The 13503-nt window shown below is 66.2% G+C and carries 11 protein-coding genes and 1 riboswitch; of the genes, 5 read left to right on the top strand and 6 right to left on the bottom strand.

Annotated features, from left to right (window positions below; translation table 11 throughout):
• Window positions 1-142: 142 nt before the first annotated feature.
• The 3 genes from QN345_RS02795 to QN345_RS02785 all read right to left on the bottom strand — a co-directional run bounded on the left by QN345_RS02795 (window position 143) and on the right by QN345_RS02785 (window position 2752).
• Window positions 143-616: an SRPBCC family protein gene (locus tag QN345_RS02795; RefSeq protein ID WP_322136106.1), complete on the bottom strand. Its 474-nt coding sequence runs from the start codon at window positions 614-616 to the stop codon at window positions 143-145.
• A gap of 247 nt (window positions 617-863) precedes the next feature.
• Window positions 864-1715 (bottom strand): pyridoxal kinase PdxY, encoded by an 852-nt coding sequence (pdxY, locus tag QN345_RS02790; protein WP_322140739.1) that lies wholly within the window; start codon window positions 1713-1715, stop codon window positions 864-866.
• Window positions 1716-1789: 74 nt separating this feature from the next.
• The gene (locus tag QN345_RS02785) at window positions 1790-2752 is read right to left on the bottom strand and encodes a hypothetical protein (RefSeq protein ID WP_322140740.1); all 963 of its coding nucleotides are present in this window, start codon (window positions 2750-2752) and stop codon (window positions 1790-1792) included.
• Between the two features lie 169 nt (window positions 2753-2921).
• On the opposite strand from QN345_RS02785, the gene QN345_RS02780 reads away from it, so the two are divergent.
• Entirely contained in the window at window positions 2922-3476 is a 555-nt protein-coding gene (locus tag QN345_RS02780; protein WP_322189610.1) for a LysM domain-containing protein, read from the top strand.
• A gap of 134 nt (window positions 3477-3610) precedes the next feature.
• Here QN345_RS02780 and QN345_RS02775 read toward each other — a convergent pair whose 3' ends face one another.
• Window positions 3611-5917: a putative bifunctional diguanylate cyclase/phosphodiesterase gene (locus tag QN345_RS02775; RefSeq protein ID WP_323508438.1), complete on the bottom strand. Its 2307-nt coding sequence runs from the start codon at window positions 5915-5917 to the stop codon at window positions 3611-3613.
• Between the two features lie 367 nt (window positions 5918-6284).
• Here QN345_RS02775 and QN345_RS02770 point away from each other — a divergent pair, with 367 nt between their 5' ends.
• The 4 genes from QN345_RS02770 (at window position 6285) to QN345_RS02755 (ending at window position 12047) form a co-directional block, all read left to right on the top strand.
• A complete protein-coding gene (locus QN345_RS02770) occupies window positions 6285-6896 on the top strand; it encodes an MBL fold metallo-hydrolase (RefSeq protein WP_134558546.1) in 612 nt (203 codons plus the stop codon).
• A gap of 338 nt (window positions 6897-7234) precedes the next feature.
• Complete coding sequence (locus QN345_RS02765) at window positions 7235-8386, top strand: hypothetical protein (RefSeq protein ID WP_322136101.1); 1152 nt, start codon at window positions 7235-7237, stop codon at window positions 8384-8386.
• Window positions 8383-11043, top strand: a complete 2661-nt coding sequence (locus tag QN345_RS02760) for a multicopper oxidase domain-containing protein (RefSeq protein ID WP_322136100.1) — start codon at window positions 8383-8385, stop codon at window positions 11041-11043. The genes QN345_RS02765 and QN345_RS02760 overlap by 4 nt, the downstream gene beginning before the upstream one ends.
• Before the next feature lie 149 nt (window positions 11044-11192).
• Entirely contained in the window at window positions 11193-12047 is an 855-nt protein-coding gene (locus QN345_RS02755; protein WP_322140742.1) for a hypothetical protein, read from the top strand.
• A 260-nt stretch (window positions 12048-12307) separates the two neighbouring features.
• Here QN345_RS02755 and QN345_RS02750 read toward each other — a convergent pair whose 3' ends face one another.
• Both QN345_RS02750 and QN345_RS02745 read right to left on the bottom strand, forming a co-directional pair.
• On the bottom strand, window positions 12308-12634 hold the full coding sequence (locus tag QN345_RS02750; protein ID WP_322137331.1) for a multidrug efflux SMR transporter: 327 nt from the start codon (window positions 12632-12634) through the stop codon (window positions 12308-12310).
• 12 nt (window positions 12635-12646) lie between these two features.
• Window positions 12647-12709: riboswitch (guanidine-III (ykkC-III) riboswitch) on the bottom strand.
• 157 nt (window positions 12710-12866) lie between these two features.
• On the bottom strand, window positions 12867-13442 hold the full coding sequence (locus QN345_RS02745) for a TetR/AcrR family transcriptional regulator (RefSeq protein ID WP_322140743.1): 576 nt from the start codon (window positions 13440-13442) through the stop codon (window positions 12867-12869).
• Window positions 13443-13503 lie beyond the last annotated feature (61 nt).

Here is a 13503-nt window from a genome sequence, read left to right as displayed (position 1 = left end):
CGACCGCCACACTCACCTGGGATCTTCCCAACATGACTGCGGGCCCTAATGTCACCGACCATGGCTCCGCCGAGGGCTGCCAGGATGCTCCAGCGCGTGTCATCGCCGAGGGCGGCGAAAACGGGAACGAGGGTGGACGCGGTCACTCGGAACCTTCGAGGTAGGCGACCAACTCGTCCAGCTCGAAGTCCCAGCCACCGCGGTTGCCGTCCATGCTCGCGGCGGGGTCACGGAGGGCGTCGAAACCGGATTCGACGACCGTGAGTTGCGTGCCGGCATCCACTGTTTCGAGGGTGAAGCGGAAGACGGTGGTCTCGCCCGACTCGAGAGTGGATGCGGCGGCGTTGCTGTTGCCCCAGCGGTAGGCGATCATGTGCGGCGGGTCGAGCTCCTCGATGCGGACCGGGAAGTCGCCATGGTCGGACCAGCCGAAGACGCCGGTGGTGCCGACCGCGAGCGGTGACAGGGTTGCGTGCTCGGGAAACCAGCGGGCGATGTGCTGCGCCTCGGTGACGGCGGCCCAGACCTTCTCGATGGGGGCTGCGATGGTGATGGTTCGTGAGACGGTGAACTTGTCGGCATCGATAACGGACAACTCGTTGATCTTCGTGCTCATGGTGCATCCCTTCGGTGGATTAGTCCTTCAGTTGATTACTGCAACCTAAGCGTTGCACAAGCGAAGAAAAACTGCAACCAAAAAGTTGCAACCGAGTGTTGCTGTCCTGAGGACAATTCAGAGCGCGGTTGCCATTGAAACGAAGCGGCCCGACAGATGGTGCGCTTTGTGGAGGCGACGCGTTATTCGCTCTGCACGTCGCGCATCCACCGGCTGCTGTGTTGGCCGCTTTCGGGGCCTCCAGCGGTTATCGCACGCGCTGGGCGGTGAACTGCATGCGTGGGTGCGCATAGGATTCTTGCGCCTGAACGAGCTGCAGTTCTCGCTCACCTGACTGGTAGGTCAGCTCGAGGAGATCGAACACGCTGGACACGGTCCGTTCCAGCGCCACCGCAGCGTCACCTGTCGCGCGGTAGTGCGCCGAGAAAAGCGCCGCGGTGACGTCGCCCGATCCGTTCGCTTTGAAAGGGAGATGGGGCGTCTGCACGATCCACGCTCCCGTAGCATCCACGGCGAGCATCTCGACGGTGCCGGGTTCGCGGTCGGGGCGTTCCACGCTGGTCACGAGCACGGTGTCCGGTCCCATCGCCCGGGCGATGTCGACGGATGCGAGTGTGGAGTCCAGCGTCGAGGGCTCGGTTCCGGTGAGGAATCCCAGCTCGAACTGGTTCGGAGTGATGATGTCGGCCACGGGGACGACGCGATCCCGAAGCAGGTGGGGGATCTCGGGCGCCACGAAGCACCCGGACTTCGCGTTACCCATCACGGGGTCACACGCGTAGATGGCCGACGGGTTCGCCGCCTTCACCCGCTGCACCGCATCCACGATGACGTCGCCGATCCCGGTGCCGCCCTGGTATCCCGAGAGCACGACGTCGATCTGGGGGAGCACACCACGTTCTTCGATACCGAGGATGACATCGTGCACGTCCTCGGGTGCGATGAGGGATCCGCGCCACGCGCCATATCCCGTGTGATTGGAGAAGTTCACCGTGTTGACCGGCAGCACTTCGACCCCGATGCGCTGGAGGGGGAACACGGCTGCGGAGTTGCCAACGTGGCCATAAGCGACGGCCGACTGAATCGAGAGAATCTTCACGACACCAATCCTCCTCCCTACGAGCAGCCAGGGCCGCCGGGAAGCTCTGCACCGGAATCCGTGGGCGGGCGCAGCTACTTCGCGGAAGTGCTCAGCGTCGACAGCAGCGCGGCAGGTGTTTCAGGCTCATTGAGTGAGAGTGCGAACTGCTTCCCATTGGTGAGGGTGACGACGACCCCTGGTCCTGTGCGGAGGATGATCGCTGACCGCCCGGGCATGAATCGGTAGCCCCAGCCTCCCCAGTGCATCGGTTCCAGCGTATTGGTGTGCACGGACTCGATGTCCGTGAGCGGAATGGTCTTCAGTGCGATGCCCAGGAACCAGGTGACGACTTTCAGGCCGCGCCAGTCCACGCTGATCCGCAGTCGGGCAAACCCCAGCATGAGGACGGCCAGAAGGAGAAGGACCACGGCACCGAAGACATCCGCCCCGGGCTCGCCCTCTCTGGTTGTGAGGATGAGCAATGCCGCTGCGGCGGCGAACAGTGCCAGGCTCACGATCGCGAACAACGGAACAGTGACTGTGGTGATCCAGGCACCGATCTCTGTCGGCCCAAGCACGACCTCCACCGGATGATGTTCGGGTTCGGCAGCCACCCACCGGTGCGCGAGTAGGAACGGAATCAGGCCGTACCCGAGCAACGCCATGAGGAGCAGTGGCCACGCACCGACCTGCGGTTCCGCGCCGGGACCGGACGTGATCGTTGATCCGGCGATCATCAGCCAGCCTCCGGTTGCCAACCCTGCCGCGAAGCCGCTCCACAGGAATGTCTTGCGGCGAGTCGGTGCCGCACCCTCCCGCAACGCGAACGTTGCGATGAGAGCCGAAGCTAAGCAGACCACGACCAAGAGCGCGATTGCCATCCACGTCGGCCACGTCGAACTGACCCCATGGCTGCCCCACTGGCGGGGCAGGTCGGTCGGAAGCTCTTCTCGCCAGATGAGCCAGGTCGTGACGACTGCGGCGAGGGGGACCCAAACTGCGACCGCAGCGAGGACGTCGCGAGCGCGTGCCCGTCCGGAACTGCGTGCACCCATAGTTGGACTCCTTCTCCATTTGTTACAGAATCCTGGTAGCTGCTCACATTCAGTATGCGCACATGCTGACACGTGATCGGAATATGGCGCGGTGAAATTTTCTGACCCGATCAGGGGCAATTTGTCGTAAATTTCCCGCGGATGGCATTGACTAGTCATGGGGGTGGTCATGAAGACTACGGGGGAGTCCGACCTGGTGCTTTCGTACCGGTCGCAGAGAGCGCATGGCCGCGCATTCGGGCTGCGGTTCGACCGTTTCCGCTCTTCGGAAGCGACGGCACCACCGTTCTCGGCACCGTCCGCCTCGTTCTCTGACACGGGCATCCATCTGGTGCACACACCGCTGAAGGTCCCGGCTCCGCGCCCGGCACGGATCTCCTGGAAGGTCCTCGGCATTGCGCTCGCGCTCCTCGTGCTGAGCGGATGCGCCGCCGCGCCGATCCCTGCACCGCCGGCCACGCCCTCGCCGACGGCGACCTCGCACCTGTCGAAGTATCCGACGCCGCGAGACCAAGGACCGTTTGACGGCGCCGAAGGTACCACGACGATCGACAGCTCGGGCAAGATCACCTACACCGTCGTCAGCGGGGACTCTGCGAGCACGATCGCCACTCGCTTCGGCGTCTATCCCGAGCAAGTCGAGACCCTCGGCGGCGGCAAGGTCGGGATGTCCGCGATCCACCCCGGAGACAAACTCCAATTCGGCACCCGCGGCTACACGTGACCGAAGGCCAACGGTGCCGCGTTCCACCCGAGGTCGCACGCAAACCGAGGCACGAGTGTCGAGACTATTCGTGCGCTCTCGATTCGCCGGACGGCGGGAACGATTGGCGGGATGTCGGTCTCGATGGCACTGGGTCAGTCGAGAGAAGGCAGCAGGCCAGTCATCTCAGTGAACTCGTCGGCGATGTCTCGGGCGCTGAGCCACAGGTCGAGCTCGGCGGCGGGGACGGGCCGGGACATGTAGTAGCCCTGGGCTTGATCGCAGCCGAGGCGGACGAGCTCGGTGTAAGCGGCCTTGGTCTCGACGCCTTCGGCAACCAGCCGCAGGCCGAGGCTGTGGGCCAGGCCAATCGTGGAGGCGACCAGTGCTGCAGCCCGGGCGTCGTCGACCATCGGGAAGACGAACGAGCGGTCCAGCTTGAGCTCGTCGAGGGGCAGATCGCGCAGGTAGGAGAGTGAGCTGTACCCGGTGCCGAAGTCGTCGATGGAGATCTGGATACCGCTGCTCCGCAGCCGGGTCAGGATGCTCCGGGCCCGGTCGCGGTCGGCCATCAGGAACTCCTCGGTGATCTCCAGCTGGAGGGCACCCGGCGGGAGGTTACGGACCGTCAGCATCGCTGCGACCTCGTCGGGCAGGCTGGTGTCGATCAGCGTGCTGCCCGAGAGGTTGACTGCGACCGTGAGGGGTCGGCCTTCGGCGTGCCACACCGCCGCCTGGTCCAGGGCGACCTGAAGGACGACCCGGGTCAGGGTCCGCATCAATCCTGATTCTTCGACCAAGGCCAGGAACGCGTCGGGGTAGAGCAGGCCTCGGGTGGGGTGATCCCAGCGCACCAGCGCCTCCACGTTGTGGACCTCGCCGGTGTCCAGGTCGATCTTGGGCTGGTAATGCACCACGAGCTGGTCGGTGGTCAGTGCGGTTCGCAGTTCCTCGACCGTCTTCAGCCGGGTGGTGGCGTCGGTGTCGTCGGCGGTGTTGTAGACGTGCTGGCCACGGCCCGATGTTTTGGACTTGTACATGGCGATATCGGCCGTGCGTAACAAGGAGCTCAGGTCCAGACCGTGGTCCGGGAAGAGCGCGATACCGACGCTGACACTGGTGTGCAGTGTGATGTCCTCCAGAGCGAATGGCTCGGCCAGCGCGGCGCGCAACTTGACGGTCACGTCAATGGCCTCGGCGTGGCCGGCATCCTCGAGCAGGACCGCGAACTCGTCGCCGCCCAGACGCGCCAGCAGGTCCCCAGGCCGCAGGTGCTCACGCAGGCGGGCGCCGACCTGGACCAGCAGCTGGTCTCCGGCGTGGTGGCCCAGGCTGTCGTTGACCTCTTTGAACTTATCCAGGTCGAGCATCAGCAGCGACTGGCGGCGACGCTCCGGGTCCACCAAGCGCGCGTGCCCCTCTACGTGGAGGGCCCGCCGGTTCGGGAGGCCTGTTAAGTCGTCCGTTGCAGAGGCAACGCGGCGCAGATGCGCCATCCACGCGACCTGACGGAAGGCGACCTGGGTGCGAGCTGTCGCCGCGACCAACGTCGCCCCCGCAAGAGCGACTGAAAACGTTGACAAGGGCACCCGGCTGCTCACCAAGAGCACCCCTAGCCCTGCGGCGGTGGCCACCACCGGCACCATCAGTGCCGCCCTGCCGGTCGCTGGGCTCGTCTCGGGTACCGCGGCCGGATGAGTTCGCTCCATACCGTCGACCCACAATGCCAACAGGGCAAGTCCGATCGCCCAGGCCGCGGCTAGCGGCGTACCGCGCACATAGGTGTTGGCGTTCACCTGCAGCGCGTAGAGCACGTCCGCCGCGGCAAAGACCAGCAGGCCCACGAACAGCAACACCCACCGTCTTCCCAGCCGCCTGCCCCCCAAGGCGCCGATCCCGCCGATAGCGGCCACGAGCAGCAGATCGAAGAGTGGGAAGGAGATCGCCGTCACGGTGGCCAACCACGATGAACTGGTCAGGGCCGAGTCCAGCACCGGGCTCAGCGGAATCGCCAGCACCGCGGCTGCGCCGAGCGACCCCACCACGCAGTCCAGCCAGACCGACGATGCCAGCGTCCGCACGTGGCGGCGCACCGCAACGATCAGAGCGGCCAGCATCAGCAGGTAGAACAGCGAATACAGGACGTCGCCAACCGACGGGAACGGAATCGAGCCGGTCGTGGCCTCTACCCAGGCTCTGTAACAGTCACCAGCAACGTAGGCGGTCATCGCGGTCGCGGCGAGCAGAACCTCCGGGCGCCGAAGTCCGACCCTTCCGACAGCCATCCAGCACACTGCGACGGGTAACAGGTCCGTCAGCCCTACCGAGACGACAAGGACCGGCTCGAACCAGACGTCACCTGCCGGGCCCCATCCGCCCCAATGCACAGCCAGCCCGACCACGCTGGCGGCCAGGACCAGGACCATCGCCCACACCAGTCCGGTATGAATCCGCGCGCGCATCAGCGCCTCACCGGAATAGGCAGACTCGAGGTAGTGCTCCGGAACAGGTCGCGTTCGCGAGGACAGACGCTCGAACGATCAACCACAGTCCCCCCTAGAACTCCCACCAATCTATCGACCCATTGAGTGACATTCCCCTCAAGAGGTGTCGACCCGAGGTCACCGCCCCAAACTGGGGGAGTCGCGAAGGTCGAGGCCTCCGCGCCCCCAGTCCACAGACACACGCTCACCTTGGCGAATGGTCCACTCAACTGGTCAATAAATGGCCCTTCACGCTGGACCGTAGAGCTTCTAGGTTGGGTGCTGTGAACGTCGGAATCTGGGCTGAACGAACGACAACATCCGCTACTCGCGAAGGAGACGCGTCATGAACGCCCCCATCACAATCACGCCCATTCATGTCGGTGACTTGACCGCAGAGGGGTACCCAATGCCCGTCTACGTGCACCTCATCGAACATCCCGATGCGAGGGTGCTCGTCGACACCGGTTTCACAGAGATCCACCCCGCAGCGGCCGATCTCGACCCTCGCCCCCACTCTCTCAAGGCGCAGGCATTCGACCTCGAGAGCGTCGACATCGTCATCAACACACACCTTCACTTCGACCACTGTGGCGGCAACCACCTCTTCCCCGGCACGCCCATCTACGTCCAGCGCCAGGAACTTGACGATGCCCGCACCGAAGACGACTACACCATCCGAGAATGGGTGGACCCGCCCGGCGTGCACTATGTACCCGTCGATGGAGAATTCGACCTGCTTCCCGGGATTCGACTCCTCCCGGCGCCGGGCCACACCCGCGGCTCACAGATCGTTGTCGTCGATACCGGCGAGCGTCCGACAATCATCGCCGGAGACACCGCGGTGTGGTTCGGCGAGCTGGACAACCCCGAGACCGAAGGCCAGCGACTGATTCGCTCGCTGCATCCTGAACACGTCTGGATCACGCACGAGCACACGTCCTGGACCGCAGATTAGCGGGATCTCCGTGTGCGACCGCGTCATCGGTTTCGCCGTGTCGTTCGCCGGCCGCGTGTAGCAGCCAGCGCTCTTATGGCACGATCCTATTAAAAGGATGTTCGTCCTCTATAATGGCACTCTGGGGTCATTCGACCCGCCCGAAGGAGAAGCCGTGACCGTCGAACCGATCATCCTGTCATCGGACCGTCGCCGTGCCGAACCTGCCGACCATGAAGCATCGGCCGAAGCGCCCACGCGCGCCATCTGACCCCGACGCTATCCTGACCTGACCCACGCCGATGACTACGCCGAGCCCTCTTCGCCGAACCGGCAGCGCTACGCGGGGCACCGGCCCGATGGAGCGGCCTCCTGTCACCGCCCGGCTGGTCTTCCTGCTCCTCGGGGGCATCGCCCTGCTCGCCGGACTCAACGGCGCGCTGCTCCTGCTCGGCCTCTGGGCGCCCGTCGACAGCACCCGACTAACGGAGGTGCACGGCCCGCTGATGGTGTTCGGCTTCGTCGGCACCGTCGTGGTGCTCGAGCGGGCCGTGGCCGTCCGCCGCACGTGGGCCTATCTCTCGCCCGGCCTGCTCGGTGCCGGCGGCATCGCGCTCATCTCACCGCTGCCGGTGGTCGTGGGCCAGGCCGCCTTGGTCGCCGGCACCACCATGTTGCTGGCAATCTACAGCGAGATCTGGCGCAAGCAGGGCTCGGTCTCCACCGCCGTACAGGTGCTCGGCGCCCTGGCCGGGCTCATGGCCACGATCTTCTGGCTGCGCGGAATCGGCATCCCGCAGCTCGCACCGTTGCTCATTCTCTTCCTGGTGCTCACGATCGCCGGCGAACGCCTCGAACTGTCCCGCATCTCGCCCACCGTCAACCGGCGCGCCGAACAGTGGATGCTCGGCATCAGCCTCGCGCTCAGCTTCGGCTCGGTCGTCGCCCTGGTCTGGCCGATCGCCGGCTACCCCCTGCTCGGTGCCGGGATGCTGGCGCTGGTGGCCTGGCTGTTCCGGCACGACATCGCCACCCGCATGGTGCGCTCGGTCGGGTCGCCCCGCTACATGGCCTGGTGCCTGCTGGCCGGGTATGGCTGGCTCGCCGTCGTGGGCGGCATCTGGTTGCTGCGGGGTCCGGTCTACTCCGGCCCCGGTTACGACGCCATGATGCACGCCGTGTTCCTGGGCTTCGTCATGTCGATGATCATGGCGCATGCTCCCACCATCCTGCCGGCCGTGCTGCGCCGGCCATTGCCGTATCGGCCGGTCATGTACCTGCCGGCGTCGCTGCTGCATGTGTCGCTTCTGGTGCGGGTACTCCTCGGCGACACCTATGGCCGGCCCGTGCTGGTGCAGTGGGGCGGAGTGTTCAACATCGTCGCGGTGCTGCTGTTCGTGGCGATTGCGGCAGTCTCGGTTCTGCGCGGAACCACTGTGCTGCCCGTGCGGACAACACCGCGCAGCACTGCGGCCCCGTCAGCACCGCCCCTGGGGAGGTCGCTGCTGTGAAAGACAAGCTCTGGCACATCGTCTCGGGCAGCCTGGTGCCCGCGTGGCTGGCTGCCGCGGTGATCCTCACCGTGGTGCACCGCCAACTGCCCTCGTCGGGCTGGCTGCTCGTGCACCTGCTGCTCCTCGGCGCGGTGAGCACGGCCATCCTGATCTGGAGCCAGCACTTCGCCGACACGCTGCTGCGCCGCAAGGCCCTCGGCCATCGTCTCTCGCTCGGGCTACGGTTGAGTGCGCACACCGTCGGCGCCATCGCGGTGATGACGGGCATTGTCATCGGCGGGTATCCGCTCGTGCTGGTCGGCGGCATCCTGGTGGGCCTGAACGCGTTGGCCCACGCCGCCGTCATCGTGGGTCAGACCCGTGGTGCGATGCCGGGCCGGTTCGCCCCGCTGGTGCGCTACTACGTGGCGAGCGCGGTGATGCTCGCCGCCGGCGTGACTCTGGGCATCCTGATGGCCCGGCTCGACGGGGGAGGCGAAGACTACGAACGCCTGTTCATCGGTCACCTCGCGTTCAACCTGCTCGGCTGGGTCGGCCTCACCGTGATCGGCACCGTCGCGCTGCTCTGGCCGACCGTCTTGCACACCCGAATCGCGGGTGCCACAGTGGCGGCCGGCAGCACCTTGTCGGTGCTGGTGGGTGGCCTGGTTCTCGTCGGGCTGGGCTGCCTTGCCGACCTGCGCCTCGTCGTTGCACTCGGTGTTCTGGTCTACCTGGTGGCCCTCGGCCGCATGCTCTGGGAGGGTGTCGGTCACCTGCGCCGGGCGCCCGCCGTGACCTTCGCAGCCTGGAGCCTGGGCTCCGCGCAGATCTGGTTCGCGCTCTGCACCCTCGGGTTCGGCCTGCGGGTGGCGATCGCCCCCAGCTGGACGGTCGCGGCCGCCGGCGTGGAAACCCTGGTGCCGTACTTCGCAATCGGCTTCGCCGCCCAGATCCTGCTCGGCGCCCTCAGTCACCTCGTGCCCGTCGTGCTCGGTGGCGGCCCGGCCGCCCTGAAAGCCACCGCCGCCGAGCTCGATCGCGGCGGCTTGTTCCGGGTCGTGGTCGTCAACGGCGCCCTCCTCCTGTCGCTGCTGCCGGTCTCCAGCACCCTCACCGTGGCGTTGTCGATGCTGATCGTGGCGACCCTGGCCAGCTTCCTGGTGCTGTTCACCCGGGCCCTTCGCGCGAACCGGCGGGTGCGCGCCCTGCCGCTCGTGCGCGTGGCGCCGGGCGAACGGCCGGTGGCGGGCCCGCGACCGCGCAGCACCGGGCGGATGCTCGCGGCCGCGAGCGTGCTGCTCCTCACGGTGACCGTGGGCATCGTTGTCGACCCGGCCTCGGTGGAACTGTCGGCGGTGTCGACCCAGGCCGCGGGCTCCTCTGGAACCGCTGCCGCGACCGGTCACACCACCACGGTCGCCGTGGACATGGTGCACACCCGCTTTGTGCCCGACCGCATCGAGGTGCCGCTCGGCGACGCACTTAGGATCACCCTCACCAATAGCGACGACATGGCGCACAACCTGGTGCTGGAGTCCGGCCTTGTGTCGGGGTCACTTGACCCGGGCACCACCACGACCGTGGCCGTTGGCGTGATCGGCGCGAGCGTGGACGGCTGGTGCTCGATCGCCGGACACCGGCTGCTGGGCATGGAGATCAGCATCGTCGCGGTGGGCGACGCGGGCGCATCCGCCACCGGCGACAGCACCTCGATGGGCGGCATGGCGGGCATGTCCGCGGACGGCAGTCACACCGGCCAGGACGCGGCCGCGACCGGAACCTCTGCGGCCGCCGACATCGACCCCTCGGCCGTACCCGACGCGAATTTCGAGGCGCACGATGCCGTGCTGCCGCCCGCTCCAGACGCCACGGTGCATCGCCGTACCTTGGTCGTGCGCAATGTGGAAACCGAGGTGGCCCCCGGTGTCACCCAGTTGCTCTGGACCTTCAACGGCACCGCGCCCGGCCCCACACTGCGCGGCAGGGTGGGCGACGTGTTCGAAATCACCCTGGTGAACAAGGGCACGGTCGGGCACTCCATCGACTTCCACGCAGGCGCCGTCGCCCCCGACGCCGTGATGCGCACCATCCAGCCCGGTGAGAGCCTGGTCTACACGTTCACCGCCACCCGGTCGGGCATCTGGCTCTATCACTGCTCCACAATGCCCATGTCGGTGCACATCGCGAACGGCATGTTCGGTGCCGTGATCATCGACCCGCCCGGCCTGGCCGACGTGGACCGCGAGTACCTTCTGGTGCAGTCCGAGCTCTACCTCGGCGCGCAGGGCGGCGAGGTCGACGCCGTCAAGGTCAAGGCGCAGACCCCGGACCTGATGGTCTTCAACGGCTACTCCAACCAGTACGCCGCCCGTCCGCTTCCGGCCCGTGTCGGCGAGACCGTGCGGGTCTGGGTGCTGGATGCCGGCCCGAACGTGGGCAGCGCCTTCCACATCGTCGGCGGCCAGTTCCATACCGTCTATAAGGAGGGCGACTACCCGCTCAAGGACGGCGGCAGCACCGGGACGGGTGGCTCGCAAGTGCTCGATCTGGCCGCCGCGCAGGGCGGATTCGTGGAGCTGTCCTTCTCCGAGGCTGGGCACTATCCGTTCGTGAGCCACGTCATGTCGGACGCCGAGAAGGGCGCGCGCGGCATCTTTGAGGTGTTGCCGTGAGTGAGTCGCCGAACACCGTGACGCAGGCTGCGGGAACGCGACCATGCTGACACGTGATCGGCACAAGGCGCGTTGAAATTTTCTGACCCGATCAGGGGCAATTTGCCGTGAATGCCCGCGGATGGCGTTCAATAGTCATGGGGGTGGTCATGAAGACTGCGGGGGAGTCCGATCTGGTTTTTTCGCGCGGGTCGAATAGTGCGGATCGCCGCGCGTCCGGGTTGCTGTTCGACCGTGTCCGCTCTTCGGAAGCGACGGCACCACCGTTCTCGGCACCTTCCGCGTCTCTCCCTGACGGCAGCATCCATCGGGTGCGCCCAACACTGAAGGTCCCGGCTCCGCGCGCGGCACGGGTGTCCTGGAAGGTCCTCGGCATTGCGCTCGTGCTCCTCGTGCTGAGCGGATGCGCCGCCGCGCCGGTCGCTCCACCGTCGGCCACGCCCATCCCGGCGCCCATCCCGCCCGTGATGACCGAGGCCGCCCGGCAGGAGCTGGCCGATCAGGCGCAAACTGCCTTGCGCGACGGATTCGTCGCCAGCTATCCGGACGTGGCCGTGCCGACGGCGACGCGGGAGAGGTTCCTGAGTCTGGAGGAAATCCCGTCGGTGATCGCCGCCTGCTTGACCGCCGCAGGAGTCCCTGCGGTCGCGAGCCCTGAGGGCGGCATCGAAACCTACGTGGCGCTCGGCGATGAGGAGCGTCATGCGATCGCGGACTACGTCTGCAATACCCGGTTTCCCAGCGACCCGAAGAACTCCGTTCCGCTGAACGAGTCGCAGGTCACCTACCTCTACCAGTACCAAACAACGGTCCTCATGCCGTGCCTGGAAACCGCCCACATCCGGGTTGATCCGCCACCGACCCTGGAATCCTTCATGGCCAACTACACCGGCCAAGGCCCCGCAACCGTGACCTGGCAGCCCTATGCACACATCGACCAGGGGCCCCCCGATCGAGGCATCTACAAACAATGCCCACAAATGCCCGAACACCTCAGGGACTGAACACCCATCGCCACTCGCTTCGGCGTCTACCCCGAGCAGGTCGAGACCCTCGTCGGCGGCAAGGTCGGGATGTCCACCATCCATCCCGGCGACAAACTCCAATTCGGCACCCGCGGCTACACCTGATCGATCGTCAACGATGCCGCGCTCGACCCGTGGCACGAAGCGGTGAGCCCAATGCGCTTCGAGGCGGTGGTTCCAGCCGTCGGGCACGGACATTCGCCGGTGAAAGCGAACGGCCGGGGTATCTGTTTTGAATGTTAGTGACCGGCGTCGCTCACGAGCTTCAGTCCGATCACGCAGCCGATCAGTCCCAGGAGGAGCACGATCTTGAGGATGCTGAGCGATTCGGTGCCGGTGACCATCGCGTAGACGACGGTCAGTGTCGCACCGATCCCGACCCAGACGGCATAGCCGGTCCCGATCGGGATCTCTCTCAGTGCGAAAGCGAGTCCTGCCATGCTTGCGATGATCCCCGCACCGAACACGAGGGTCGGGACGAGCTTTGTGAATCCCGCCGACTTGCCCAGGGCGGTTGCCCAGACGGCCTCGAGAACTCCGGAGAGGGACAGAACGACCCATGGCAACATGATGACTCCACTGGCAAGTCTTGTCGCGTACCGGGTACTTGGCCATCGTCCGGGAACCGTCAGGGGCTCTGCGGCCATTCTGCTTGAGGGCCCTGAGCAATGCCTGATCACCGCGCCCGGCCGGCGGTTTCACTGCCAGGACACGCGAGTCTCCATTCCCGTGTCCTGCGGAGCGTTGCCGCCGGTCACACCAAAGCTCGGACTGTCGTGCGTCGACGAGGATCGATGCTTAGGCCGACGCCTTGGGGAGGGCGTCGTCGATGAGGACGACGGCGATGGCGGCCGCGGTGGCAAACGTGTCGGTGTTGAGGACTCGGCTGCGAGCCGAGGCACCGTCCAGGAGCAGTGCCAGTTGCTCGCCGAGCTGTTCGGGGTTGGTGGCGCCGCCCTCGCGGGCGGTATCAGCGAGCCGGGCGGCGAAGCCCTCTTTATAGGTGCGGGCGAAGACGCGTGCTGGATGGCCCGGGTCCTCGATTTCGACGGCAGCTCCGATGAACGGGCACAGGGGGGAGTGGATGTCGAAGATGGCGAGGAGTCGCTCGCGCGGCGTCAGGTCGGAGCGGTCGAAGACTTCGGGCAGGATGTCGGGATCGAAACGGCGCAGATACTCGGCGATGAGCTCGTCCTTGCCGTCGAAGTGCTGGTACAGCGTCCGCTTGGAGACCCCGGCCACCGCACAGAGTTGGTCAACGCCGGTGCAGTTGATGCCTTGATCGGGAAACAGTTGCTGGGACGCGCTGAGAAGGCGCTCTCGAGCGCCCCTGCCGCTCCGCAGGCCGCGCGGTCCCTTCTCCAACTCCGTCATAGTCCCTAGCGTAGCCCGTTGGTACCGATCGGTGTGCATAGCTTGACTCGCCGCGCATCAG

It is taken from the genome of Cryobacterium sp. 10I1 (assembly GCF_035019805.1).
GTDB lineage: Bacteria > Actinomycetota > Actinomycetes > Actinomycetales > Microbacteriaceae > Cryobacterium > Cryobacterium glucosi.
The sequence above is the reverse complement of the archived record's forward strand: the minus strand, read 5'-3'. Positions and strand labels throughout refer to the sequence as shown.

Coding starts and splice junctions, on each gene's coding strand:
- QN345_RS02795 (WP_322136106.1), bottom strand. CDS start 616: ATGAGCACGAAGATCAACGAGTTGTCCGTTATCGATGCCGACAAGTTC.
- QN345_RS02785 (WP_322140740.1), bottom strand. CDS start 2,752: ATGGGTGCACGCAGTTCCGGACGGGCACGCGCTCGCGACGTCCTCGCT.
- QN345_RS02780 (WP_322189610.1), top strand. CDS start 2,922: ATGAAGACTACGGGGGAGTCCGACCTGGTGCTTTCGTACCGGTCGCAG.
- QN345_RS02775 (WP_323508438.1), bottom strand. CDS start 5,917: ATGCGCGCGCGGATTCATACCGGACTGGTGTGGGCGATGGTCCTGGTC.
- QN345_RS02770 (WP_134558546.1), top strand. CDS start 6,285: ATGAACGCCCCCATCACAATCACGCCCATTCATGTCGGTGACTTGACC.
- QN345_RS02765 (WP_322136101.1), top strand. CDS start 7,235: ATGGAGCGGCCTCCTGTCACCGCCCGGCTGGTCTTCCTGCTCCTCGGG.
- QN345_RS02755 (WP_322140742.1), top strand. CDS start 11,193: ATGAAGACTGCGGGGGAGTCCGATCTGGTTTTTTCGCGCGGGTCGAAT.
- QN345_RS02745 (WP_322140743.1), bottom strand. CDS start 13,442: ATGACGGAGTTGGAGAAGGGACCGCGCGGCCTGCGGAGCGGCAGGGGC.